The organism is Paenibacillus sp. FSL R5-0908, assembly GCF_038006245.1.
Taxonomy (GTDB): domain Bacteria; phylum Bacillota; class Bacilli; order Paenibacillales; family Paenibacillaceae; genus Paenibacillus_AQ; species Paenibacillus_AQ odorifer.
The window spans coordinates 568,860-588,458 of record NZ_JBBOUV010000001.1 but is presented as its reverse complement, the minus strand read 5'-3'; the positions used below and the strand labels follow the sequence as shown (position 1 = coordinate 588,458).

Annotated in this window: 16 protein-coding genes; all 16 read right to left on the bottom strand. The window is 47.9% G+C overall.

Features of this window, described 5'->3' with window-relative positions; translation table 11 throughout:
* Positions 1-33: 33 nt before the first annotated feature.
* Positions 34-1,260: an SIR2 family NAD-dependent protein deacylase gene (locus MKZ09_RS02670; RefSeq protein ID WP_179089652.1), complete on the bottom strand. Its 1,227-nt coding sequence runs from the start codon at positions 1,258-1,260 to the stop codon at positions 34-36.
* Positions 1,223-2,539 (bottom strand): hypothetical protein, encoded by a 1,317-nt coding sequence (locus MKZ09_RS02665; protein ID WP_076161883.1) that lies wholly within the window; start codon positions 2,537-2,539, stop codon positions 1,223-1,225. The genes MKZ09_RS02670 and MKZ09_RS02665 overlap by 38 nt, the downstream gene beginning before the upstream one ends.
* A 544-nt stretch (positions 2,540-3,083) precedes the next feature.
* Positions 3,084-4,505, bottom strand: a complete 1,422-nt coding sequence (locus MKZ09_RS02660) for a hypothetical protein (RefSeq protein ID WP_076161881.1) — start codon at positions 4,503-4,505, stop codon at positions 3,084-3,086.
* Between the two features lie 97 nt (positions 4,506-4,602).
* Entirely contained in the window at positions 4,603-5,772 is a 1,170-nt protein-coding gene (locus MKZ09_RS02655) for an MFS transporter (RefSeq protein WP_076161880.1), read from the bottom strand.
* Positions 5,773-5,930: 158 nt separating this feature from the next.
* Positions 5,931-6,209 (bottom strand): ArsR/SmtB family transcription factor, encoded by a 279-nt coding sequence (locus tag MKZ09_RS02650; protein ID WP_076161878.1) that lies wholly within the window; start codon positions 6,207-6,209, stop codon positions 5,931-5,933.
* A gap of 276 nt (positions 6,210-6,485) precedes the next feature.
* Positions 6,486-6,656, bottom strand: coding sequence for a hypothetical protein (locus MKZ09_RS02645; RefSeq protein ID WP_179089653.1), 171 nt, complete (start codon positions 6,654-6,656; stop codon positions 6,486-6,488).
* Positions 6,657-6,825: 169 nt separating this feature from the next.
* Positions 6,826-8,985: an FtsK/SpoIIIE domain-containing protein gene (locus MKZ09_RS02640; RefSeq protein ID WP_076161876.1), complete on the bottom strand. Its 2,160-nt coding sequence runs from the start codon at positions 8,983-8,985 to the stop codon at positions 6,826-6,828.
* Between the two features lie 7 nt (positions 8,986-8,992).
* The gene (locus MKZ09_RS02635; RefSeq protein ID WP_076161874.1) at positions 8,993-9,244 is read right to left on the bottom strand and encodes a hypothetical protein; all 252 of its coding nucleotides are present in this window, start codon (positions 9,242-9,244) and stop codon (positions 8,993-8,995) included.
* Position 9,245: 1 nt separating this feature from the next.
* Positions 9,246-9,509 (bottom strand): hypothetical protein, encoded by a 264-nt coding sequence (locus MKZ09_RS02630; protein WP_076161872.1) that lies wholly within the window; start codon positions 9,507-9,509, stop codon positions 9,246-9,248.
* Positions 9,510-9,550: 41 nt separating this feature from the next.
* Positions 9,551-11,359, bottom strand: a complete 1,809-nt coding sequence (gene ltrA, locus MKZ09_RS02625; protein ID WP_179089686.1) for a group II intron reverse transcriptase/maturase — start codon at positions 11,357-11,359, stop codon at positions 9,551-9,553.
* 672 nt (positions 11,360-12,031) lie between these two features.
* Positions 12,032-12,946 carry a M23 family metallopeptidase gene (locus MKZ09_RS02620; RefSeq protein ID WP_076208726.1) on the bottom strand — a complete coding sequence of 305 codons (915 nt, stop codon included), beginning with the start codon at positions 12,944-12,946 and terminating at the stop codon, positions 12,032-12,034.
* A gap of 13 nt (positions 12,947-12,959) precedes the next feature.
* A complete protein-coding gene (locus tag MKZ09_RS02615) occupies positions 12,960-14,813 on the bottom strand; it encodes a TraG/VirB4 family ATPase (RefSeq protein ID WP_076208725.1) in 1,854 nt (617 codons plus the stop codon).
* Positions 14,779-16,851 carry a hypothetical protein gene (locus tag MKZ09_RS02610; RefSeq protein ID WP_076208724.1) on the bottom strand — a complete coding sequence of 691 codons (2,073 nt, stop codon included), beginning with the start codon at positions 16,849-16,851 and terminating at the stop codon, positions 14,779-14,781. The genes MKZ09_RS02615 and MKZ09_RS02610 overlap by 35 nt, the downstream gene beginning before the upstream one ends.
* Complete coding sequence (locus MKZ09_RS02605) at positions 16,852-18,948, bottom strand: hypothetical protein (protein WP_143766280.1); 2,097 nt, start codon at positions 18,946-18,948, stop codon at positions 16,852-16,854.
* Positions 18,949-19,057: 109 nt separating this feature from the next.
* Complete coding sequence (locus MKZ09_RS02600; RefSeq protein WP_143766281.1) at positions 19,058-19,315, bottom strand: hypothetical protein; 258 nt, start codon at positions 19,313-19,315, stop codon at positions 19,058-19,060.
* Positions 19,281-19,598, bottom strand: coding sequence for a hypothetical protein (locus tag MKZ09_RS02595; RefSeq protein WP_076161862.1), 318 nt, complete (start codon positions 19,596-19,598; stop codon positions 19,281-19,283). Before MKZ09_RS02595 ends, MKZ09_RS02600 begins: the two co-directional genes overlap by 35 nt.
* Between the last annotated feature and the right edge of the window lies 1 nt (position 19,599).

Genomic DNA, 19,599 nt, shown 5'->3' with positions numbered 1-19,599 from the left:
GTCATAACATAGGTTTTTAGTGTTCTAAATTAACTATTTGGCTAATTGTTGCAAAATAAATTTTAACTTTTGAACATAATCTTTTCTTACATCCCCGTCTTTGTCTAATTTAAATGATATTACTCTAAGGTTGCTGTCATCAGATAGCTTTCTAGCCCTAAAAACATCTATATTAGGCGCAATAATGAAATGGTTCCCACCTACGTTTTTTATAACTTCATTGTGTAGGTTTACAAAAAATTTGTCTTTAAAGGAGAACCCCATGTAAACTAAAACTTTACTTCCCATTATTGTTTTTAAAATGTCTTTATATTTTTCATTTGTATATAACGCCTTATAATTTTCTTCGGATACTACCATCGTACTTGGTCTTTCAAGATTTCCATGAACGTGAATAATTCGACTTTTTCTTTCACCAAATAATCTGTGAACGTTTTCGACCTCGGGCAATAAAATTGGTGGAACTCTCATTCCTTGGATAAAGTTCATCAAAATATTGTCATAATTGGTTGTTAAATAAAAATCGCTATTTAGATTTAACATATCTCTAATGTTATGCTCACTATCTGGTATATCCAAATTTGGAGAACCAAATTGCTCTGCAATATATTCTTGAATTAAGCTATCATTAGTTAAAGTTGCCGAGTTCTCCCTCAGGTAACTACAGGCTCCGAAGTAATCACCTTCGCTTATTAGTTCCTCGAATACTTCTCGGCTTTCAGATTTAATAAACTTATTCATCCGTATAAACATTTCACCCCAGGCAGGTAAACCAAAGGGTGTCGAAATTCCTGCCCCCAAAAAAGGAATCAATTTAGGTTTGTTAGCTCGCAACAATTCAAAGTTTGGAATGAAATCTTCTCCGATTATTTCCTTTAACATCTCTTCTTCCATTCGCCTTAACTCCCCTATAAAATCAGTGTTAAGCTCAAACATATGCTTTATTCTGTGATGAACATTTGATTTTTCCTTAATTGGTTCCTTACAATACACACATGTAAATGGCATACTATCTGCGATTTCATGCTCACCATACTTATTACAGTGATAATTAAACGATTCATTGAGGCACTCGTTCTCAAAGAGTAGATTAAAAAAGTCCTGCTCCGATATTTCAGCGGTAAAAACTAGATGTATATCCTCTAGAGTGAATTCCTGTATTCCAACAATATTTCTTAATCGAAATAACAAGTCTACTATTTCTTTATCTGATTTTTTAAATTTAGTATTTGCGGCAATTAAAAATCTGTCCAATGACATGGAACAAAAACTCCTTTCCATGTGGGTTATGGCTCTTAAATACTAATCTAAATCTTGTTTCTGTTGCATAGATTGTAGTTTGAATTACCTCAGTATTTCTTGGTCTTAAATATTTAAAATCGGTAAACCACGATATTGAGAAAACCTGTAAACTTGTTGCCTGAATAAAACTAATGTACAAGCTATGAAACATATCCGAAGCTGAAATTGGATTCCTCGCCCCAGCTGATTCTGTTGAACTTCTACTTGATTTTTTCGAAGTAAAATCAATTTTAGTTGGATATCCAGGTAGTTTTAAATCTTTTGCCCTTTTTCTTAATTCTGTTTTTTTTACATTTGTATTGATGAAAGTTCCAATTAATGAAGACTGTGTTCTATCAATAAAAGACTGCTTTTCATCAGGTACAGGGCTGTTCTTCGAATCATGAAACAATTCATCAGCCGCCTTAGATAAAGTCGCACTTGTACGAGTCCGGACAATTTCGCGAATATCCTTAAGCATTTCATCATCCAGATGTCTGCATAAGCTAAACAAACCAAGCCGGTCTGCCTCTACGTCAAACTTCATTGTAAATTCCAACTGATTAATGATAAGATTCTGTACACGATTGACTATACCTGGTACAGAGTGATCATAATCAAGTTCCCCCATTTTTTCTTTATCATATTTTTCGATTCCCTCTACATGTTGAGTTAGGACCATAATTGTTCCCTGGCTGTAATCAATATGCGCACCCGCTATATTATAGCCTACAGTTCCATTAGTAAGTAAAACGGCTTCAACAAACAATACCCTTGCAATTGTTACGAAACCATCCGTTTCTTCAAAGTCATGGCCAGCTATAAACTTTGCCCCTAATACTGTTATATCTAAAAGGTCCATTAAGTAAAAACCATTTTCATTCATTGCTGGATGCAACGCAGGTACTATATGTGGCTTATGATTTATATCCTCAATGATGGTCTTTAACTTTCTTTTATATCCTTGAACCTCAACTTTACTTGGAGATGAAAACTTGTATAAGTAAACGTGATTCAAGTCAGAATATAATATATTTTCAAATAAAATCTTATTTATTTCATTCTTGTTTGGAAAGTACAGGTCTTGTATCATTTCATACATTTTAGAAAGGGGCATTGTTTCACTGATTTCTGTAGCGAGAATTTGTTCTACTTTATTCTTAAAGTCCTCCATATCTATGAACCTGGCAAAACGGGTTCCGCTAAATACATAAAGTGAGTCCTTTGGAGGACTTGGCGCTCTCTTTTCGTCTCCCATTGTTTACGCCTCCCTTTATACCAAATACTACATTGGCCTAAAAATACCTTTATTTCTTATAAATATTTTATTAGATTTTATATAAATCATAGGCAGAGTCAAAAACAAGTTCGCTGCTATGAGCAACCGAAGTCTGAAACAAAGAGTGGACCTCAGCTTGACTCTAATATATAGAGAATTTGGAACAATAAATATATTGATTTACATCACCATGTAAATTCTCCCTACATATATTTTATAGCACAAATAAACCCGCAGAAGCCCGTTTACGCATCGTTCCGACCGGAGTGTGACCTACCTTGCTCCTATGGTCCGCATGCTGTAGATACAGGCTCCTGCGAGTTTTTTCACAAAAAACTTGCCCCTACTTATGATACGGTTCACCGTAACGGGGCTAACGGCGAAGTTCCTTTCGCCGCGACGCGGGGGTGCTCCTATACTATTAAAACATTTTCATAGACAATAAACTCTGGTTTGGTTACGCAGTTAAACGCCAAAAAGCCATCTGTGCAGGTGCACAAATGACTTCTGACCTGATTCCTGATCAGCAGATCAGAAATTTCGTACCAAATCCTTTACCCGAACGACTAGCGTTCTGAAGCTCTTGCTCACGGACCCCTTCAAGCAAAACGACGTTCTCCGGATAGAGCTTGCCAAGCAGCGCCCACAGCACGAGAGGGTTGCCATCAGCAGAAATAAAATGCGTACCCGACTCGTTTGTGACCAGTCCGTGCAGGCTCAGAATGTCATGGGTATAGTGGCTGTTCATATCCGATGGCGTCCCCGTCGTACGTTCTGAATCCGATCCCGGGTTCGCTATAGGGCGATACATAAACCTGTGACCTCTAAAGGCCTGACCGAGATCCACGGTGTACTCGGCAGATTTGATATGCAGTTTGTAATGCAACACGACCCGCTCCTGGTCACCGGACGGAACAATTAGGGCTTCATCTATGCTCTTCAGCTCCTGATCAGGCAGCTGCAATCCAGCGATCTGGCTGCCAACAGCTGTCTGACTCCGGGGTGCGGCATAGTAATCACTGTATTCGTAGTCAAAAGCTACAGGTGTAGACTTGTCTCCGTTACCGGTCATCACCATTTGTACAGGATACCATCGAAGCAAATAACGGGAAGCATTAAGCGGTTCGGAACATAGACTTGCCGGAAGTATGGCGCCGAGCCGGTATTGAAACCCGTATCCAACCGTCAACAGTTCCGGACTTAGCACGCTTTGCGCAAATTGTACAATCGCCTTGTGTGACATTCTTTTGCCCAGCAGCTTGGAGAAAAACTCCGCCCGGCCCCGCTCGACAAATCTCATGCCTTTGCCCCGGCTACTGTCAGCGGTTATCTTGATCGGCACTTCCTCCCAATTCTCGAAAGGCAGGAGCGCGTCCCTCAACAGGATGGCCTGATGCAGGTATTCGTTGAACAACTGCATCACGACAGGACTGCCTGCAGGCCCCATCAGCAGGTTTGCAACCCGATGTGTCCATAAATGGTTGTCACAGTGGCTTCTGAAATGCAAATGGTCAAGAGTGGAGCTTCCATAGGTTTCGAATGCCCATTTTTCGGCGTTGAACTCTCGGGCCCAACGGGATATGCTCTCTCCGATCCGTTGCGCCTGCCGGGTCAGCTCAATGCCGGACTTCGTCTCAAGAGCCAGCTGCTCGAGCGGCAGATCCGATTCCCTCCCGGCAATCGCCAGATTCGCTTGGAGATTGTACAGCAACGCCTCCGCATCAGCCGCCCTTCCAAGCTGAACAAGCACTGCCTCCAGTAAAGTGTCCAGTTCTCTTACGATATCCTTGGCACGGTACACGCCTACGGGAAGATTCCAGTCTACAGCTCCATTGTCATGCTGTACGATGGTGCTGACAGGTGGCTGGGCCGTCATGGCTTCAACATTCAGCTCATTTCCCAAAACAATACTGCTGTTTCCTATCCTCAAACGATAATTATTCATTTTCGCACCTCACCTTAATTCATGTTTTCTATCCTAATGGGGCTTGCAACAAACTAACGGTCAGGCATCCCCCCTCTCACGATCGTCATGGGGGAGTTTAATGACCAAATCCAGGCTTTCTTTTGCTTTTGAGCGAGAAGGAGTACAGAGCAGCGGTCAAACTAAGCAGAAGACTTATAGCTCCGACCCATCCCAGTTGCATGAGGGATGTCTGATTGACCACCCATCCGCCTAGGCCGGCACCCACTGCCATTCCAAGCTGAAGGATGGAACTATTAAGTCCCAGCGCAAGACCGGAAGACTCCCGAGAAAGGGAAATGAGGTAATACTGCTGTACAGGAGTCGTCATCCAGGCCGCCCCGAACCAGACAGCCAGAATGATCAGCGCACTCGCCATCGTAGCTGCTGCAAGAGGAAGTAGAGCTAACGAAGCTGCATGGAGAAGCAGGCTGACGAGCAGCGCCTTGCCAATTCCCCACTTATCCGCACCGTAGCCTCCAAGGCGTGACCCCACGACAGCGAATAGACCGCATACGAAAAGAGCCGTGCTGATCTGAGTCGTATCCATGCCCACGGCAGTCTGGAGAAAAGGAGCGATGTAAGTGAACATCAACTGATACCCGGCAATCCAGAAAAAGGTGATCGCAAGACCGCTGACCATTCGACGGTCCCTAAGCGCTAACAACTGATCCCGAATCGCAACCGGCTTCTGTTCTTTTATCTCCGGCATCCATGCGGCAATTCCGACAATGGTTAGCAGACTCAGTGCGGCAATCAGCATAAACACAGGCCGCCATCCCCAGAATTCACCGATTATTGTTCCGAGGGGAGTTCCCGCAACCAGGGCTGTACTGAATCCCATATAAATGATGCCCATGGCGCTGCCCTGCTTCTCGGGCTCCACCAGACTGGAGCTTGCCATTAGGGCGACCACTGTAAATACGCCTTGACTGGCGGCCAGAATCATTCTTGAGAGCATCAGGACGGTAAAATTCGGACTGAAGAAGGCAATCAAATTGCCGACGACGAAAAGAATAAAGGTTAGAATGAGAAGCCTTTTTCTCTTCATTTTGCCGGTAAGCGAAACAAGAATCGGGGTTCCTACCGCAAATACAATGGCATATAGAGTAACTAATTGGCCGGCTGTGCCTACGGATACGTTAAGATCTTCTGAGATCATTCCCAAAATCCCCATTACGACCATTTCAGCCGTTCCCATAACAAAACCTCCGAAAGCGAGCAAATAAACAAGTCCCATTTTATTCATTGACGACTCTCCTTTTAGGTGCCTTTACTGAATTAATACATTTAAATATATAAATGTATAGGATAAAAAAGATAACTGTCAAAAAGTGACAGCATGTTCGTTCATTTGAAGTCCCATAGTTTAATTATTCTATATTTACGGAAATAAAACTAAAAAGTTCAATCTTCCGCAATCACAACGTGACGCTTTAATGTTTCCTGATTGAGTTGATAAAAGTGATAGGTCCCTTCTTTGCGTGACAGCCTTAATACCCCGCAGTCGACAAGCTGTTTCAAATGGTGCGAAAGAGTGGAGCCTTTAAAATCCAGATGTTCCCCAAGCTCAGTACAGCATAATTCTTTATGCTTGCTTAAGAGTTTTACAATATTTAACCGGGTTGGTTCCCCGAGTGCTTTGAATATTTTTACTGCATCATAATGTGACTGCTCATTATTCATCGGTCGTCTTCCTTCCGTTAGTTTATATTTCTATATTTTTAGATATATTAAACAATGAAGTTTACTTTGTCAATAGGCGCTTTAAGCGCCATGAACTAAGGAACCCACGCCGCACAGAAGCAGCCCCCAGCAGACTCCTCGATTACATTGCAGACTTGGGGAATTTACAAAGGTTGCGTCCATAAAAATTTCGCCTTATTTATGATATGGTTCCCCGCAAATAATCTTCAACTAAACCGCCCGTTCAGCTAAATAAGGCCATGATAGCCTGAAAATTTATTTTCTTTTAATACCTACTCGTTCATTCTCCCTCCGCAGTTGCTTAATATATTTAATAGCCTCCCCCAACAAAAGAAAAGAGCCAATTCGTTTCTTGCCCTCTTTCACCCTGTAATAACTACTGCCGTCTTTCCACAATGAAAACTTTCCTAATTGTTCAATTAACATATCCACTCACTCCCTATTTTTGATTAAAGTCAGACTGAATTTTCTAGTTCCCGTTCTAGTTCCCGAATGATTTGGCTATTTCCCATAAACAAATAAGCCCATATCAATGCGGTTTTTCGGCTTTAAGGCTGGAACTAGAAACGGGAACTAGAAATCCATTGAACAACGCTTATTCCTTCTCATGGAATAAAAATCGTTCAATTTGCTCATCAGCCCAAGCTAGCGTATACCCTCCTTTGGTACTTGTCGGAGGGAGTAAAAAATCAATCTTCACCAGTTGGCTCAACAGTTGCAATACCTTTTCCTTGCGAATCCCAAGGGCTTGCTGAATATCGGTTGAACGGGTGGATCTCGTCTCACAAATCATCCGCTGAACCCGAAGCAGTAATTCTTCATCACTCTCTTTGGTATCTGCCAGCCAAGGCTTCAACCCCGTCTCCGTATCATACTCAAGTGCCACCTTTCCTTCTTTGCTGAGTTGTTCCACATAAGTAGCTGCCGTCACATAATCAACATTCAGCGCATGCTGCAGTAGTCTTCCAGATACACCATGATGCTCCCGCGCCAACCGAATGACCTGATCGTACACACTCTCATTTATTGGTGGCAATTCCTCTTCCTCCACATCTGTCCACTCCACTAATGGAGCCACGCTTAGTGGTGATGGTCCGACAGTTTCATCCTCACCACCTATTGGCTCATGGACTTCCTCATCGTCTATTTCACTAAGCAAAGAAGAATCCCCATCCACCCTTATTTCTGGATCTACTTTCCGTAGCCGCACTTCATTCAACCAATAGCGTTTCAACTCTTCAATGTACCTAGTCGTCTCATCATCATCCGCGCTAATCGCCGCCGATTGGAACCTCTTCTGTCCGCCACCGTTCAGCATGCAGATTCCATCCCCGCCACCGAGCAAATGCGGACCACCTGTATCCATGACGGTTTTGAAGTCATAGACACTCAGCAAATGAAAAGCGACCCGGGACGGCAGGTTCGATTTAATCACGCCTGTCACAACATCCACACTGGGGCGCTGGGTTCCCAAAATGAGATGGAGACCCGCAGCTCGTCCCATTTGGGTCAGGCGTTGCACGGTTTCTTCCACATCCGCACGGGCAATGACCATCAGGTCGGCGTATTCATCCATTACGGTCACGATATACGGCATCTGATCCTGGGGATGATTCCGGTTATACTGCAGCAAGTTCCGTACACCGGCTTCCGCAAAATGCTTATAGCGCTTTTCCATCTCCACCACTAGCTTCTTGAGCGTCAATGCGGCCCGTTTCGGGTCAGTGACTGGCGGGGAGATCAGATGCGGCAAGCCGGTATACATCGTAAACTCGACCATCTTCGGATCAATGAGCAGAAACTGGACTTGCTGGGGTGAACGCGTAGAAGCTAATGAAGTTAGCAGCCCATTAATAAAAACAGATTTCCCGGAGCCGGTAGCACCTGCCACAAGCAAATGCGGTAATTTGGCTAAGTCCACCAGTATCGGTTTGCCCTCCATATCCTTCCCGAACACCATAGGCAGTTGAGCTGTTTGAGCAAACACCTTCAGGTCCTGTACCATGTCACTCATATATACAAATGCCCGTTCCGCATGAGGCAATATAAAGGCTGCTGCGCTTGAAAACGGGGATGAGGTCACCGCGAAACTCCGGTCATGACCGATATGGTTCGCCAGATCATCTCTTTTCTTCACGAGGTCACTGAGCTGCAGCCGGGCCGGTAATCGAAAGGAAATGGTTTGTAGCGTTGGACCGGCATCGATGGACAGAATTTCTGGCGGTTCCTCCATTTTTAACCCCGCCAGTTGTACGGTATTGAAGATGAGCTCCGATGCCTGCTCTGCCGATAATGTAGAAGAAGAATGAGGCCGAGGATTCGGCGGGAATAGCGCATAGGGTCCTGATTGAACACTCTGTTCATTTGCAAGCACAAACGGCCTATGATTGGGTTCTCCCCGCTCAGATGCGGAAGGCATAGATTCCACACCCCCGGCATTCGGCAGCTTGCTCAGCGAAATATCTGCTGACGATGGACCCGGTCTCCTTTCCCCGTTTCGGATCATTTGCCGCAAATGGATAATCCCTGGCCACAAGCGTTTCCGATGCTTCCAAGCCACTCGCGCAATATAAGGTACACCCACAATGCCCAACCATAATGTGACGGCATACCGGAGCACCGTTTGTGCCAATTGGCTGAGTTCTGGCGCTGGCTCCAGAAACAATACGACTACACTTCCCAGCGCAGCCAGGACGGTCAGGCGATTCACGAACTGTCCAAAAGATTCTTTTGACGGTGGATCTGGAGTGCTCACTATGGACTCAACTTCCTTTCATCATCATTTGGATTAGATCTCTCAGCTGCTGATTAAAACGCGCCGCATTCTCTTTCACCAGAGGCCACCACGCATCCGATTCATCAAACACAAAGTGATACGCTTCACTCAGATTGCGCAGCAGCATGATCACCAAAAATACACCCAATGCTTTGACGAGCCAGGTCGGCAAAGCATTGCTGCCTTTCTTGTAAAACACCCAAAGCAATATCGCGATAATAACAACTGTTAAATTCATTTCAACCACTCCCCGCTACTAACAATTTGAAGTACTTGGATACCCCGATCCACCATCCGTTGTCTGCAGCATAGTAGCCACGCGGATTATCTTTAGCCGACAACCACTGGATGGGATCTCTTCCGGCAGGAAGATCCTGAGACAGCTTAATGATCGTATTCGCCGCAATCTGCGCGGACTCACCAGTCGAGAGCTGTGCACCTTTCCCCTTGCAATAGGAATAGGTAAGGTTTTGATGCGATCGCCGCCTTTTCCCCTCCCCCACACCGTGCATGCACCTTTCAGCGCACACGGCGTTCCATCTTTTTAGATCACTTCGTTTATAAGTTCCAAGTTACTCATCTTCCGATATTGGTTTATCATGTTGACCATCTGCTCGGTCATTCCGAGTCCGGTCATGAGTGCTATAATCGTTTCCTGCTTCTTGGCATGTATGAGCGTATGAACATCCTTATGGAGAATTCGCAAATTACTGAATCGGTCCGTCCCCCCCAGGCTAACCGGCAGATAATGATGACAATGAACTTCATCTGCGTATAAGAATGAGCCTGTTATTTCGCATCTTCCAAGCTTCATGCTGTACCGGCTTATTCGGTTATCCAAATACTCCACACTGCAGTTAGGGATATACGATGTCATCAGTCTTACGATTTCCACTTGAAGATGGGGTTTAAGCTTTTGGTGAATCTCTTCCCTGCCTTCTTGCGTAAACGGAGTTAACTCTTGTTTGAATTGATAAGAGTTAATGACCATTTGCACATCCTTTATGGGATATAGATACACTCCACCGACGTTGAATGTTCGATAGTTGACGTTGTACCATTTGGTATATGTCGGTGGTGGATTGGATGGGTGCTCATACTTCCCGACCTGCTTAAGTCGATTATAGGTGAACGTCCGAAGATCATAGGCAAGACGTGAGAACTCCAGGTTGACTAAAGTTGCCCGTTTAAAATAGTTATGAATTCCCAGTACGAAACTATTGTAGAGATTAGCATTGCGGGCTGTTGGCCGTCTCCGCATGAGACGAATATGTTTCTTAGCCATCATTTTGATTTGCGTTTTTTTCTTGCGGTTGATACCCGTATGCGCCACTCTTATATCACCCTTTTTCACCGCACGAATCGTAAACCCTAGAAACTCAGAAGGACGCTTACGCAGGTTAACGATTTTCGATTTGTCTGGTGAAAGTTCAAGTTTCAGGCGTTCTTTGAGGTAAAGTCTGACCGCTACATACCACTTTTGGGCCGTTCTCCAATCCCGACAAAAGATTTTGAAGTCATCCGCATAGCGCACCAGGTACCCCTCTTTAAGCCTCGTTTTCTTCAAAGCCTTATTTTTATTGGTACTTGTGGAGTACGGGTAGACCGTAGCAAATTCTTCCCATTGCCCAGCTATCCATTGATCCAGATCATGCAGAACAATATTCGAGAGAAGTGGAGATAAAATACCACCCTGTGGGGTGCCTTTTGAGGGTTTACCTTCACCCTCAATCTCAGCTTTTAGCATTTTGCTGATAATGCGTAGAACTTTCCTGTCTTGAATTCCCAAGTTCCATAATTGCTTAATGAGCAAGGTATGGTTGACATTGTCAAAGAAACCTTGAACATCAACATCTACGACATAGTGCAGCCCAATGCGGTTCACAAGATATTGTGATCTTGCTAATGCATGATGGGCTGATCTGAGCGGTCTAAAGCCGTAACTATGTCTGTAGAAATGAGCTTCTGCAATTGGCTCAAGGATCTGCTTGAAGCTCTGCTGAATGACTCTATCCAACATACATGGAATCCCTAACGGCCTTAGTTTACCGTTCGGTTTAGGAATGAAGACGCGCCTGACTTGCTTAGGACGATAATTCAATAATTTATCCCGTACTACGTTTACGAGTTCTTCGTCTGTCAACACCTTAAGGTCTGCAATGGTCTTTCTGTCCGTTCCTGCGGTTTGAGAACCTTTGTTGGACTTGATGGTCCGAAAGGCGAGAAGGATATTCTCCCGTGACGTAATCAAGTCGTAGAGAAAGCCGAAGCGCTCCTTCTTTCTTGCCCTTTCGTACAAATCCGTAAAGGTTCCTGTCATGTTGTAATAGTCCCAATACCGAAGCGCCTGCACAGTGGCATCTCTCCTTTCGTGGAGGATGTTCCCACTTTCTTACCTGATCGGTGCAGTTCACATTTGGAAAATAAACATTTCATCTAAAAAGACTCAGGGATATTCCTCCACGCCTATTACGGGCGTATCATCGGTCATTCCCTTACTCTCACAAGGATGAATGCATTTCGGCAAAGCCTTATAGCAACCGTCTAGGATGGCGATCCAACTAACGACGTCCCTTGCTTTCCTTGTTCCTTGCAACCTAGCTATCCATGTAAATCTTAGGTGCTGCCTTTGAACCTGTGGACTGGATATCGCCATCGTTCGATATAGCGAGTTTCCTATGCTGGATTTGTACTCTTCGCCATCCACTCTACCAGTTGGTAGACAACACGTTTCCGTATCGCTCGGATATAGGCCCGTACATTCGGCAGTTCGTCAGACCCCTGGGTCATTCTCACCATCATTTACTTTTCAGCCGTCCGGCCTATCTGTCAGCATACCTTCCCTTTCGGGTGGCTGTAGCTTTCATTCAGCCGACTTCACCTGGCTTTGTACAGGATGGATTCGCCATCGATCCTGCACACAGGAGGATTAACGAGAGAGTTTCAGGAAACATGGCTCCGTCATTCCTCTCTTCAGTTACAAAGTTAGATTCTTATGAATCCCTGCTTTTCCCGTTCATGACGGTTATAGCAGAACAAGTCGCACCCAGCAGCCAAATACATTCCACGGATTACGGATAATCTCCGAGGCATGGTTATTGTTTCTCGGCACAAAAGACTGCTCTTGACCGGTAATGGCAATCAGCAGATATGGAGAGACATTTTTGGTTCGCCCCGCATCATCAATCATCTGCAGCAGGCTGCGGTCCGCCAGGGCTGATTTACGCTTCTCCAGAAACTGCAGCACAACTTCGATATTTAAAGACTGATATCCTAGCTCTCTAGGCAGAGTAGGCATCTCTGTACCTGGAGCAAAGACATACTCCAATGGATCAACCGGCACCCCGTTCAGTTCCACTTGAAAATGTAAATGGGGGCCGGTAGAGCGTCCGACGATGCCTTGCCCAATAGCTCCGATCAGTTGCCCTTTGCTCACCACATCGCCCACCGATACGTTCATCTGAGCAGAAAGATGCCCATAGGTGGTTACAAGCCCGTTGCCATGATCGATCATAATCGCCTGACCATAACCACTGGCGGCTCCAGCCAGCGTCACCGTTCCCGCAGCCATCGCATAGACCGCCTGTAGCTCGGTGTTTGCGGCACCGTTCGCAATATCAATCCCCTTGTGCATTCGGGTGGTGCCAAACAGATCGCGTAGCGCAAATGGGGAAGAAACCCGGTCAAGGGTCGGCACCGGCCAGACATATGCCGTTCCGTCCACGTCCAGCTGCACGGGAGCCATCCAGGCATACTGACCACTTGATTGTGGCTTATAGCTGTCCGCATCCGAAAAGATCATGAACGGCAAGAAGACAAACAACATGATCAGCGCGGCAAGTCCCAGGAAGATCAGCACCAAACCGATTCCCGGGGAACTAAGCGCCGACAGCAGACCGATGATTTTCTTCATCTCCCTGGCCTTTTTACTGACTTCCACCTGTTCCCCTCCTCTACCCTGCAGTCTTCAGTCCCCGCGTTTTGTACAGGACATGTTCTTCCGGAGGGACATGCATAATCAGTTCATCGTAGCGTTTGTGGTTCTCTAAGATGTAGCGTTGCGTGCCTTCATTCTGCGTAATGAGATCCTGAATCTCGCTCGGCAGATCCGCGTGGGAGGAGAGTAAACGTACTGCGGATTGCTCCATGTAAAAGTACACGCGCACGCTCGTGTTCTCCCACATGCCCACCCCAGCTGCGGTATCCAGCATAATCGCCGGAGAATTGCCTGCCAGGATCATCATGCCGTTCTGCTTGCGAATCGCTGTGTACCAGGTGAAGACATAACTACGCAGTTCCGGATTTTGCAGCTGCCGCTGCCCTTCATCCACCAGCACGGCAGAAAAGTCAGCACCGGCAATTTTGAGCAGATGAATGTTCGCATTGACTTGTTCAAAGGCCATCGACATCTTGATCTGTGCTTGCTTCGCTGATTCATCCTTTTTGGATTCGTCCTCCTCGCCGGAGCCGACCCGGTAGACGACCAACGGCGCTTTCTGATCAAAGCTGGAGGCCTCTTCGATTTGGAAAATATCATCGTAGATTCCGATGAAATAGATCTTAATTTTGTCGTACAAACTTTTGGCATCGGCATTACTATGAGCAGCGTCCTCAATTTCTGCGAACACTGCATGAATGGTCGGTTTCGGTCCGGTAGGCGCATTCCAGGTTTCCGGCTGCTTCTTCTCGATCCCTGCAGCATAGTAAACTCTACGAATAGCTTCGCCCACTTCAAAGATTTCCGGACGGGTTAAATTCTCCCCGAGCAGCGAGAAGGTGCGCACGCCGCTTTTCTCAGCCATCTTGTACCGGGAGCGATTATACTGCGCACATTCCTCATCAATCTCGGTGATAGCTGGCATGATCGTCAGCGGTTCAAAATACCGTCCTTCTTCTGTGGTGTGGTCAATATAGACACCGCCCACATACGCACAGAGCTCCCGCCATTCACCGTCCAGGTCAAAGACAAATACATGCACGCCTTCTTCCAGCAAAGAGACCACCAGCGCCTTCAGGAAGTAACTTTTGCCTTCCCCGGTCTTGCCGAACACGGTCACATTCTGCGCCCGGGGATCATCCGGATCACAGAGATTCACAAAACAAAAGCCGCCGTCCTCGGTCCGGCGACCAAAATACAGTCCTTCGCTATCCGAGAACGAGCCTCGGGTCATGGGGTAGGTGCGTGCCGCGACCGAATCAGTCGTGACCCGCCCATAATGGGTCTTGTTGAAAAATTCACTGTGCTCACTGTAGGGGTCAAAGGCCGGGGCGGTTTGCCGCATCGCCTCCTGCTGCTCACGCTTCAGTTCGCTGAGCTTCCCGGACATGTTATCGAACCACAGCTTCAGCCCCGCCTCTGCCGCCTCGATCTGGTGCTGCTTCGGTGCGGATATCGTTAAGAAGGTCTGCACTTCAACCAGCTTGTGATCACTGGACAGCGTGGAATCCCGCAAGGCTAAAATGGTCTCCTTCGCAGCAATCTCTGCATTCCGCGCCGGATCGGTTTCACTCTGATCCTGAATACTGGCCGTTAGCCGGTTCAGCTTGTACTTCATTCGGGTGTTGAATTTAATATCGCTTTGCGCATACCGGATCGTCTTCCGTAAGGTGGCCCCGGCATGGGTCACGATGCCATCCAGCTGATCCAGATACCCGGCGATGATCTCCGGCGGATACTCCTGGACCATGAGCACCCGCACATAATGGCCGGTCTTCCCATCCTTGCCGTCCACCATGTTCACCACCAGTTGCCGGGGCTGCTTCTTCCACTGTTTAACTAACCGCTTCGTATGTTTGAGCAGGCTCATTGGGGGTCTCCTCTCTATTTGCGTGTACGTTCAGTACACTGCGTTTGTCGGGATCAAGTGCCAGAGGCCGGCCCTGATACAAGCTATAGGTAGCCGATGGACAGTACGGATAGACTGCCGTATACGTCTGCTGATACTGTTCCTTGAGCAGGGAGGCCATCCGGGGAGCCATGTCCGGGGTACTCTGGTTCAGCCAGAACTCCCCTTCCCAGTGCTGGGCAGCTTCAACGAAGCGCAGCCAATGGTGGTAATCACAATCCAGCACTGCGATGGAACGATACCGCTGCATTAGCGTCTCCCGTTCAGGATAATTCCAGGGGATCTCGGCAATGACCAGTCCATCTTCCGCTGCCCGGCGCTGCAGCAGCTGCTCCACTTCCTGCAAGGCGGGATAACGTGTAGGGGTAAACAGCAGCCAGTCTGCTGCTTTCCCTGACCAGCTGTCCCAGGCGTCCAGTTCCGAAGGTTGCTGCAGCGGATTCAGCACCGTCCGGGTCCCCTGATCCGGTGATAGATCCACGATGCTCACGGTAGTACCGGATAGACTTTCCGCCACCCCAAGATTCGCAGCCAGAAAAGACTTGCCACTGGGTATGGGTGAGGTCAGCAGTACAACCCCTTGAAGTTGACTAGCTTCGGGTGTAGGCAGCACTTTTTGTGAAACTTCTGCTCCTGCCAGCTCATTTGTTGTGTGTTCTAACGTAGTTGCTGGAGATTCAACCTTTCGAGCTCTAACCTTCGTCCAGCCCACACGGCAATTCCGTTTCAGCCTGCTAAGCCAAGGGAGAAGCCTCGTACTCCAGGTTGTTCGAAGAAAGGAGATTCCATGTTTACCGCTTTGCAGCCATCGGGCTATAGGCCATTTCCCGAGCTGCAATGCGCTTCTCCATGACGACTCACGGACCGCATCCTCGAACACCAATGGTGCGGGGATTTTTTCCTCCTGAATGTCTGGCATGGCTTCATTCTCCGCGTGGTCTTCCACTGGAGGATCGTCTTGAATGAACTTGACTAGCGATGGACTGAATAGCGAACGCTTTTCATCTGGTTCTTGGCCTTCCGCTTCCAGTACATTCTGCTCTGTCTCCTGCTCATTTAACGGGTCTGAGTTTTCGGACACTTCATATGGGCTGGGTTCAGCCCATGAGTCTCCATTCATCTTCCAAGCCTCCCATGCCGTCCGGTCCCACCAACGCCCCACAATCTCCGGCAGCGAAAATCCGGATAATAGCGATGTGCTATGCCCACCATGTGAAGTGAGCGTATGGAGCACACGATCCTTTTTCTCCTGCAGCTCACTCAGCAGCCGGAAACGTTTCAGCGCTTCCGGATTCAGATCTGCTGGTTCATCTGCCCGTTCCCTGATCTTGATTTTCGGTTCCGTGGTCGTGAGGGTCAGCGTAAATTCACTGCGCAGCGCCTTTCCGTCTCTTGCCAGCCTCTCCCACATCTCGATGCGGTTCAGTTTCATGGCCTGGATGCCTGGACTCTTCGCCGGATGGTTTCGTTTCTGATTCCACAGCTCCAGCCGGACATCCGGGATCTGCTCCGCTGAGATTTGTGCCGAGAAGCCTTCCTGCACCATGGCACGCAGAAACTGTTCAAAGCCGCCGATCCGTGTCCGTTTCTGTGCATACACCGCCGTTTTCCACGGGGATGCCGATAACGAAGACACCACATGCAAGGTTTTTCCGCTGCGGTAGAGCCAGCCATCCTCCTCCACGCCAAGAAAGGAACCGAGGTCTTCCCCGGCTCCTTCCTTCTTTTGCTGTGCATCATGGATGTAGCGCTTCAGACGATACGGCCACTTGAGCCATTGCCCCAGTGTGCTCATCATGAAGATGGCTACGATCCAGGTCATTTTGAATACCACCGGAAACGGAAGTAAAAAGGGGAAGCCCCCGATCACGAGTGTGGTTCCTACGATCCAGCCGATATCTTTCAGCGACAATCCTAGAAACTGGACATCCTCACGGATATCGCCCATAAAGCTTGCGCGCAGCAGCTCCTCTTCCCGTTCCTGCTGTTCCTGATCCATTTACTTCACCTGCCCTTTACCTTTCGCTTTTCCAGCATCTTGAGCTTTCGCCGTGCTCGCCTGCTGAGCTTCCTTGCTCCGCTGCTGTTCATGCCGATGCAGCATTTCCTTCTGCAGCTGTTCAAAGCTGCCCATATCCAGACCATCCAGCGGCGGTTGTCCATAGTTGACCGGCACGCGGTCTTTAATGACATAGACTGCGCCATCTTTCGCTCGCCAGTAGGGAATCCGGTCTTTTCGGTAGCTGTCATACGCCTTTTGGAATTCGCTAAAATGTTCTTCTGGAATAAAGGCATGAGATTCATCTTTAGCCAGTTCCAGCACTTCCACCAGCGCCTCCGATATACCGGTACGCTCCCAATCCGCGATCATAATGGCGGCAAACCGGGAGTGACGCGGGAAGTTCACCCGGATCTTCCGGGTCGTTTGGGTAAGCATCCCTTCCAGCACTTCAGTAGCCTCTTCCAGGTCATCATCCGGTAGCCATAATACACCCTGCTCCAGCAGCAGCTCCTTCACCCATGGATATTCATCGGCACGTTCCTGCAGCGCATGGTAGGCCGAAGAGGCCTTGCCTTGGGGTAGCTTCGCCTGTGTGTAGAGCGGTAGGGCTTCTTTAATCCGCTCTGCTGCCTGCTCCGCTTCGGAGGAGCCTGAGAGCAGTGAAATCTTCGGTGTACTATTCAGATCTACAAAGGCTCCATCCTTGTACATGCCCTCACGTACCGCAGAGATATCGAATCCTTCCTGCTCCAGCTGGGGCAGCATATCCAGGGTAGGACCGGCCAGGATCAATTCACCGGTATCCTCATCCCACTGGACATCTTCCTGGTATTCCTTCTTCAGGGTACTAAGCTTCTTAGTCAGCTGTTTACGCTGGGCCACAGGTGCCTTCAGCAAGGAGACACTACGGAACCCTTCGTCTCCCAGTATCTCAGAGATATTCAGCGCCGAAGATTTGATTTCCGACTCACCCAGCGTCAGCTCATGCGAAGCCTCCACATGGATCTGACCGCCCTCTTGGAGCCATTCCTCCGGCTCATGATAAGCAATGCCTTGCACCGATTCAGAGAGTCCACCGCTAAGTGTCGAGGCCAGCTTGTCCTTGCCTACACTGCGCTGGGTACGCATCCGATCTGCCGCTTGCTGCATCCGTTTACTGGCTTCCTGCATGCTCAGCGCCTTCTTCTGTACGCCTTCCGAGCCCATCCGCTTGCCCATGGAATCCAGAGACGTTGACGTCCGTTCTCCCCATTTCCCCACGGAATCGAGCACCTGTGCTCCGTTCAGTGTCACCGGATGCTGCACGGCTTTCATCAGCGGCTTCAGCCAGAAAAAGAAGAAGAACACGAGTAATGCCAGCGCACTGAGAATCGCAAAGATGATGGGCGGTATACCTAACGCAGCACAAAATCCTTCACCCTCGCCGTAATCCGTCTGCATTTTCACAAAAATCGCCCAATGCAAACCGCAGATCAGGCCAACAAGGAGCGTCCGCAGATAGAGATTGGCAAACCCCAGCAGCGTCTCCATTTTTCCGGTATAGGCCGATTGGGTAATCCATAGATTGACCAACATTGCCATAAAGATGAGCACCAGGGTCTTGAGTACAGCAACCACATAAAGGGGCAATACGACCAGTAACAAATAACTGAGCAGATTAAAGATTCCGCCGCTGGTGGACACGGTCAGCTCACCGAGGGTTTGGGCGGCATATGCGGCATCTGTAATTCCATCGGCACCAACAATCATCGCTTTCAGAATCTGCTGTCCCTCTAAGCCTTCATAGGCAATACCGCTGGTGCCGATAATCCCCTCGAACATCTTGCTGGCAATCCAGTTGATGCCGACATTGGCGATATTCAGCACTGTGAGCGAGAAATACGTAGCAACAAAACAAACTAAAAAGACCTTGAGCAAACTGCCCAGGTCCTTTTTGCCTTGAATGATTTTGAAGGTTAACCACGAAATCCCGATAAAGAGCAGCACCAGGCCAATGATCATAAAGAGCGACCAGCCTGACTGCACCATTGCGATTTCTGCGATTTGCGGCGTGAACAAGTAACTTTTGGCAAAGGCATCATAGAGTGGGGACATGAGCTCATCCACCAGCAGGACGATGAGGCCTTCAATCGCATCTTTGATCAGCTTGCCGGACATGAGATCCTTGAACGACTGAATCATGTCATCGACTTTTTGAATCATATCATCTACCCAGCCGGGAATGTACCAGCTCGTTTCCCGTTCGGCAGGCTCCTCTGTACTGGTCGGCACTGTAGTTGGTGTTGGCAAAGCCGAGGCGATCTTCACATCCGTTTGTTTTGAAGCTACGATCTGACTGGGTGATGCGTGAACCGTTACGGTCAGCAGATGGTTCGTGAAACCGAGCAACAATAGCAGCAGAACGGCCAACACCCGAAATCGTTGTCTCAACCTCCCCACCCCCAAATCGCCATATAATCATAGAACTGTGACAGCAGGGTAAATACCGAGCCGGTCATGAATAACAGAATCAGCCCCAGCGCTACCGCCATCCGCTTCCAAAAGGTTGTATCCTTCAGGCTCTTTGCCCCCCGGCTGGCGGATAACAGGAACGCAAAAAAACGGATCAGCCAGTAGGCTAAGGCGAGAACACAGAGTATCGTCCCTGCGGCACCTGCCAGGACTAAGAACCAGTTCAAATCATCCACTACACCTAGATCAACGGTATACATTTTTTTCATTTTCGAGATATAATCGTTGTCCATC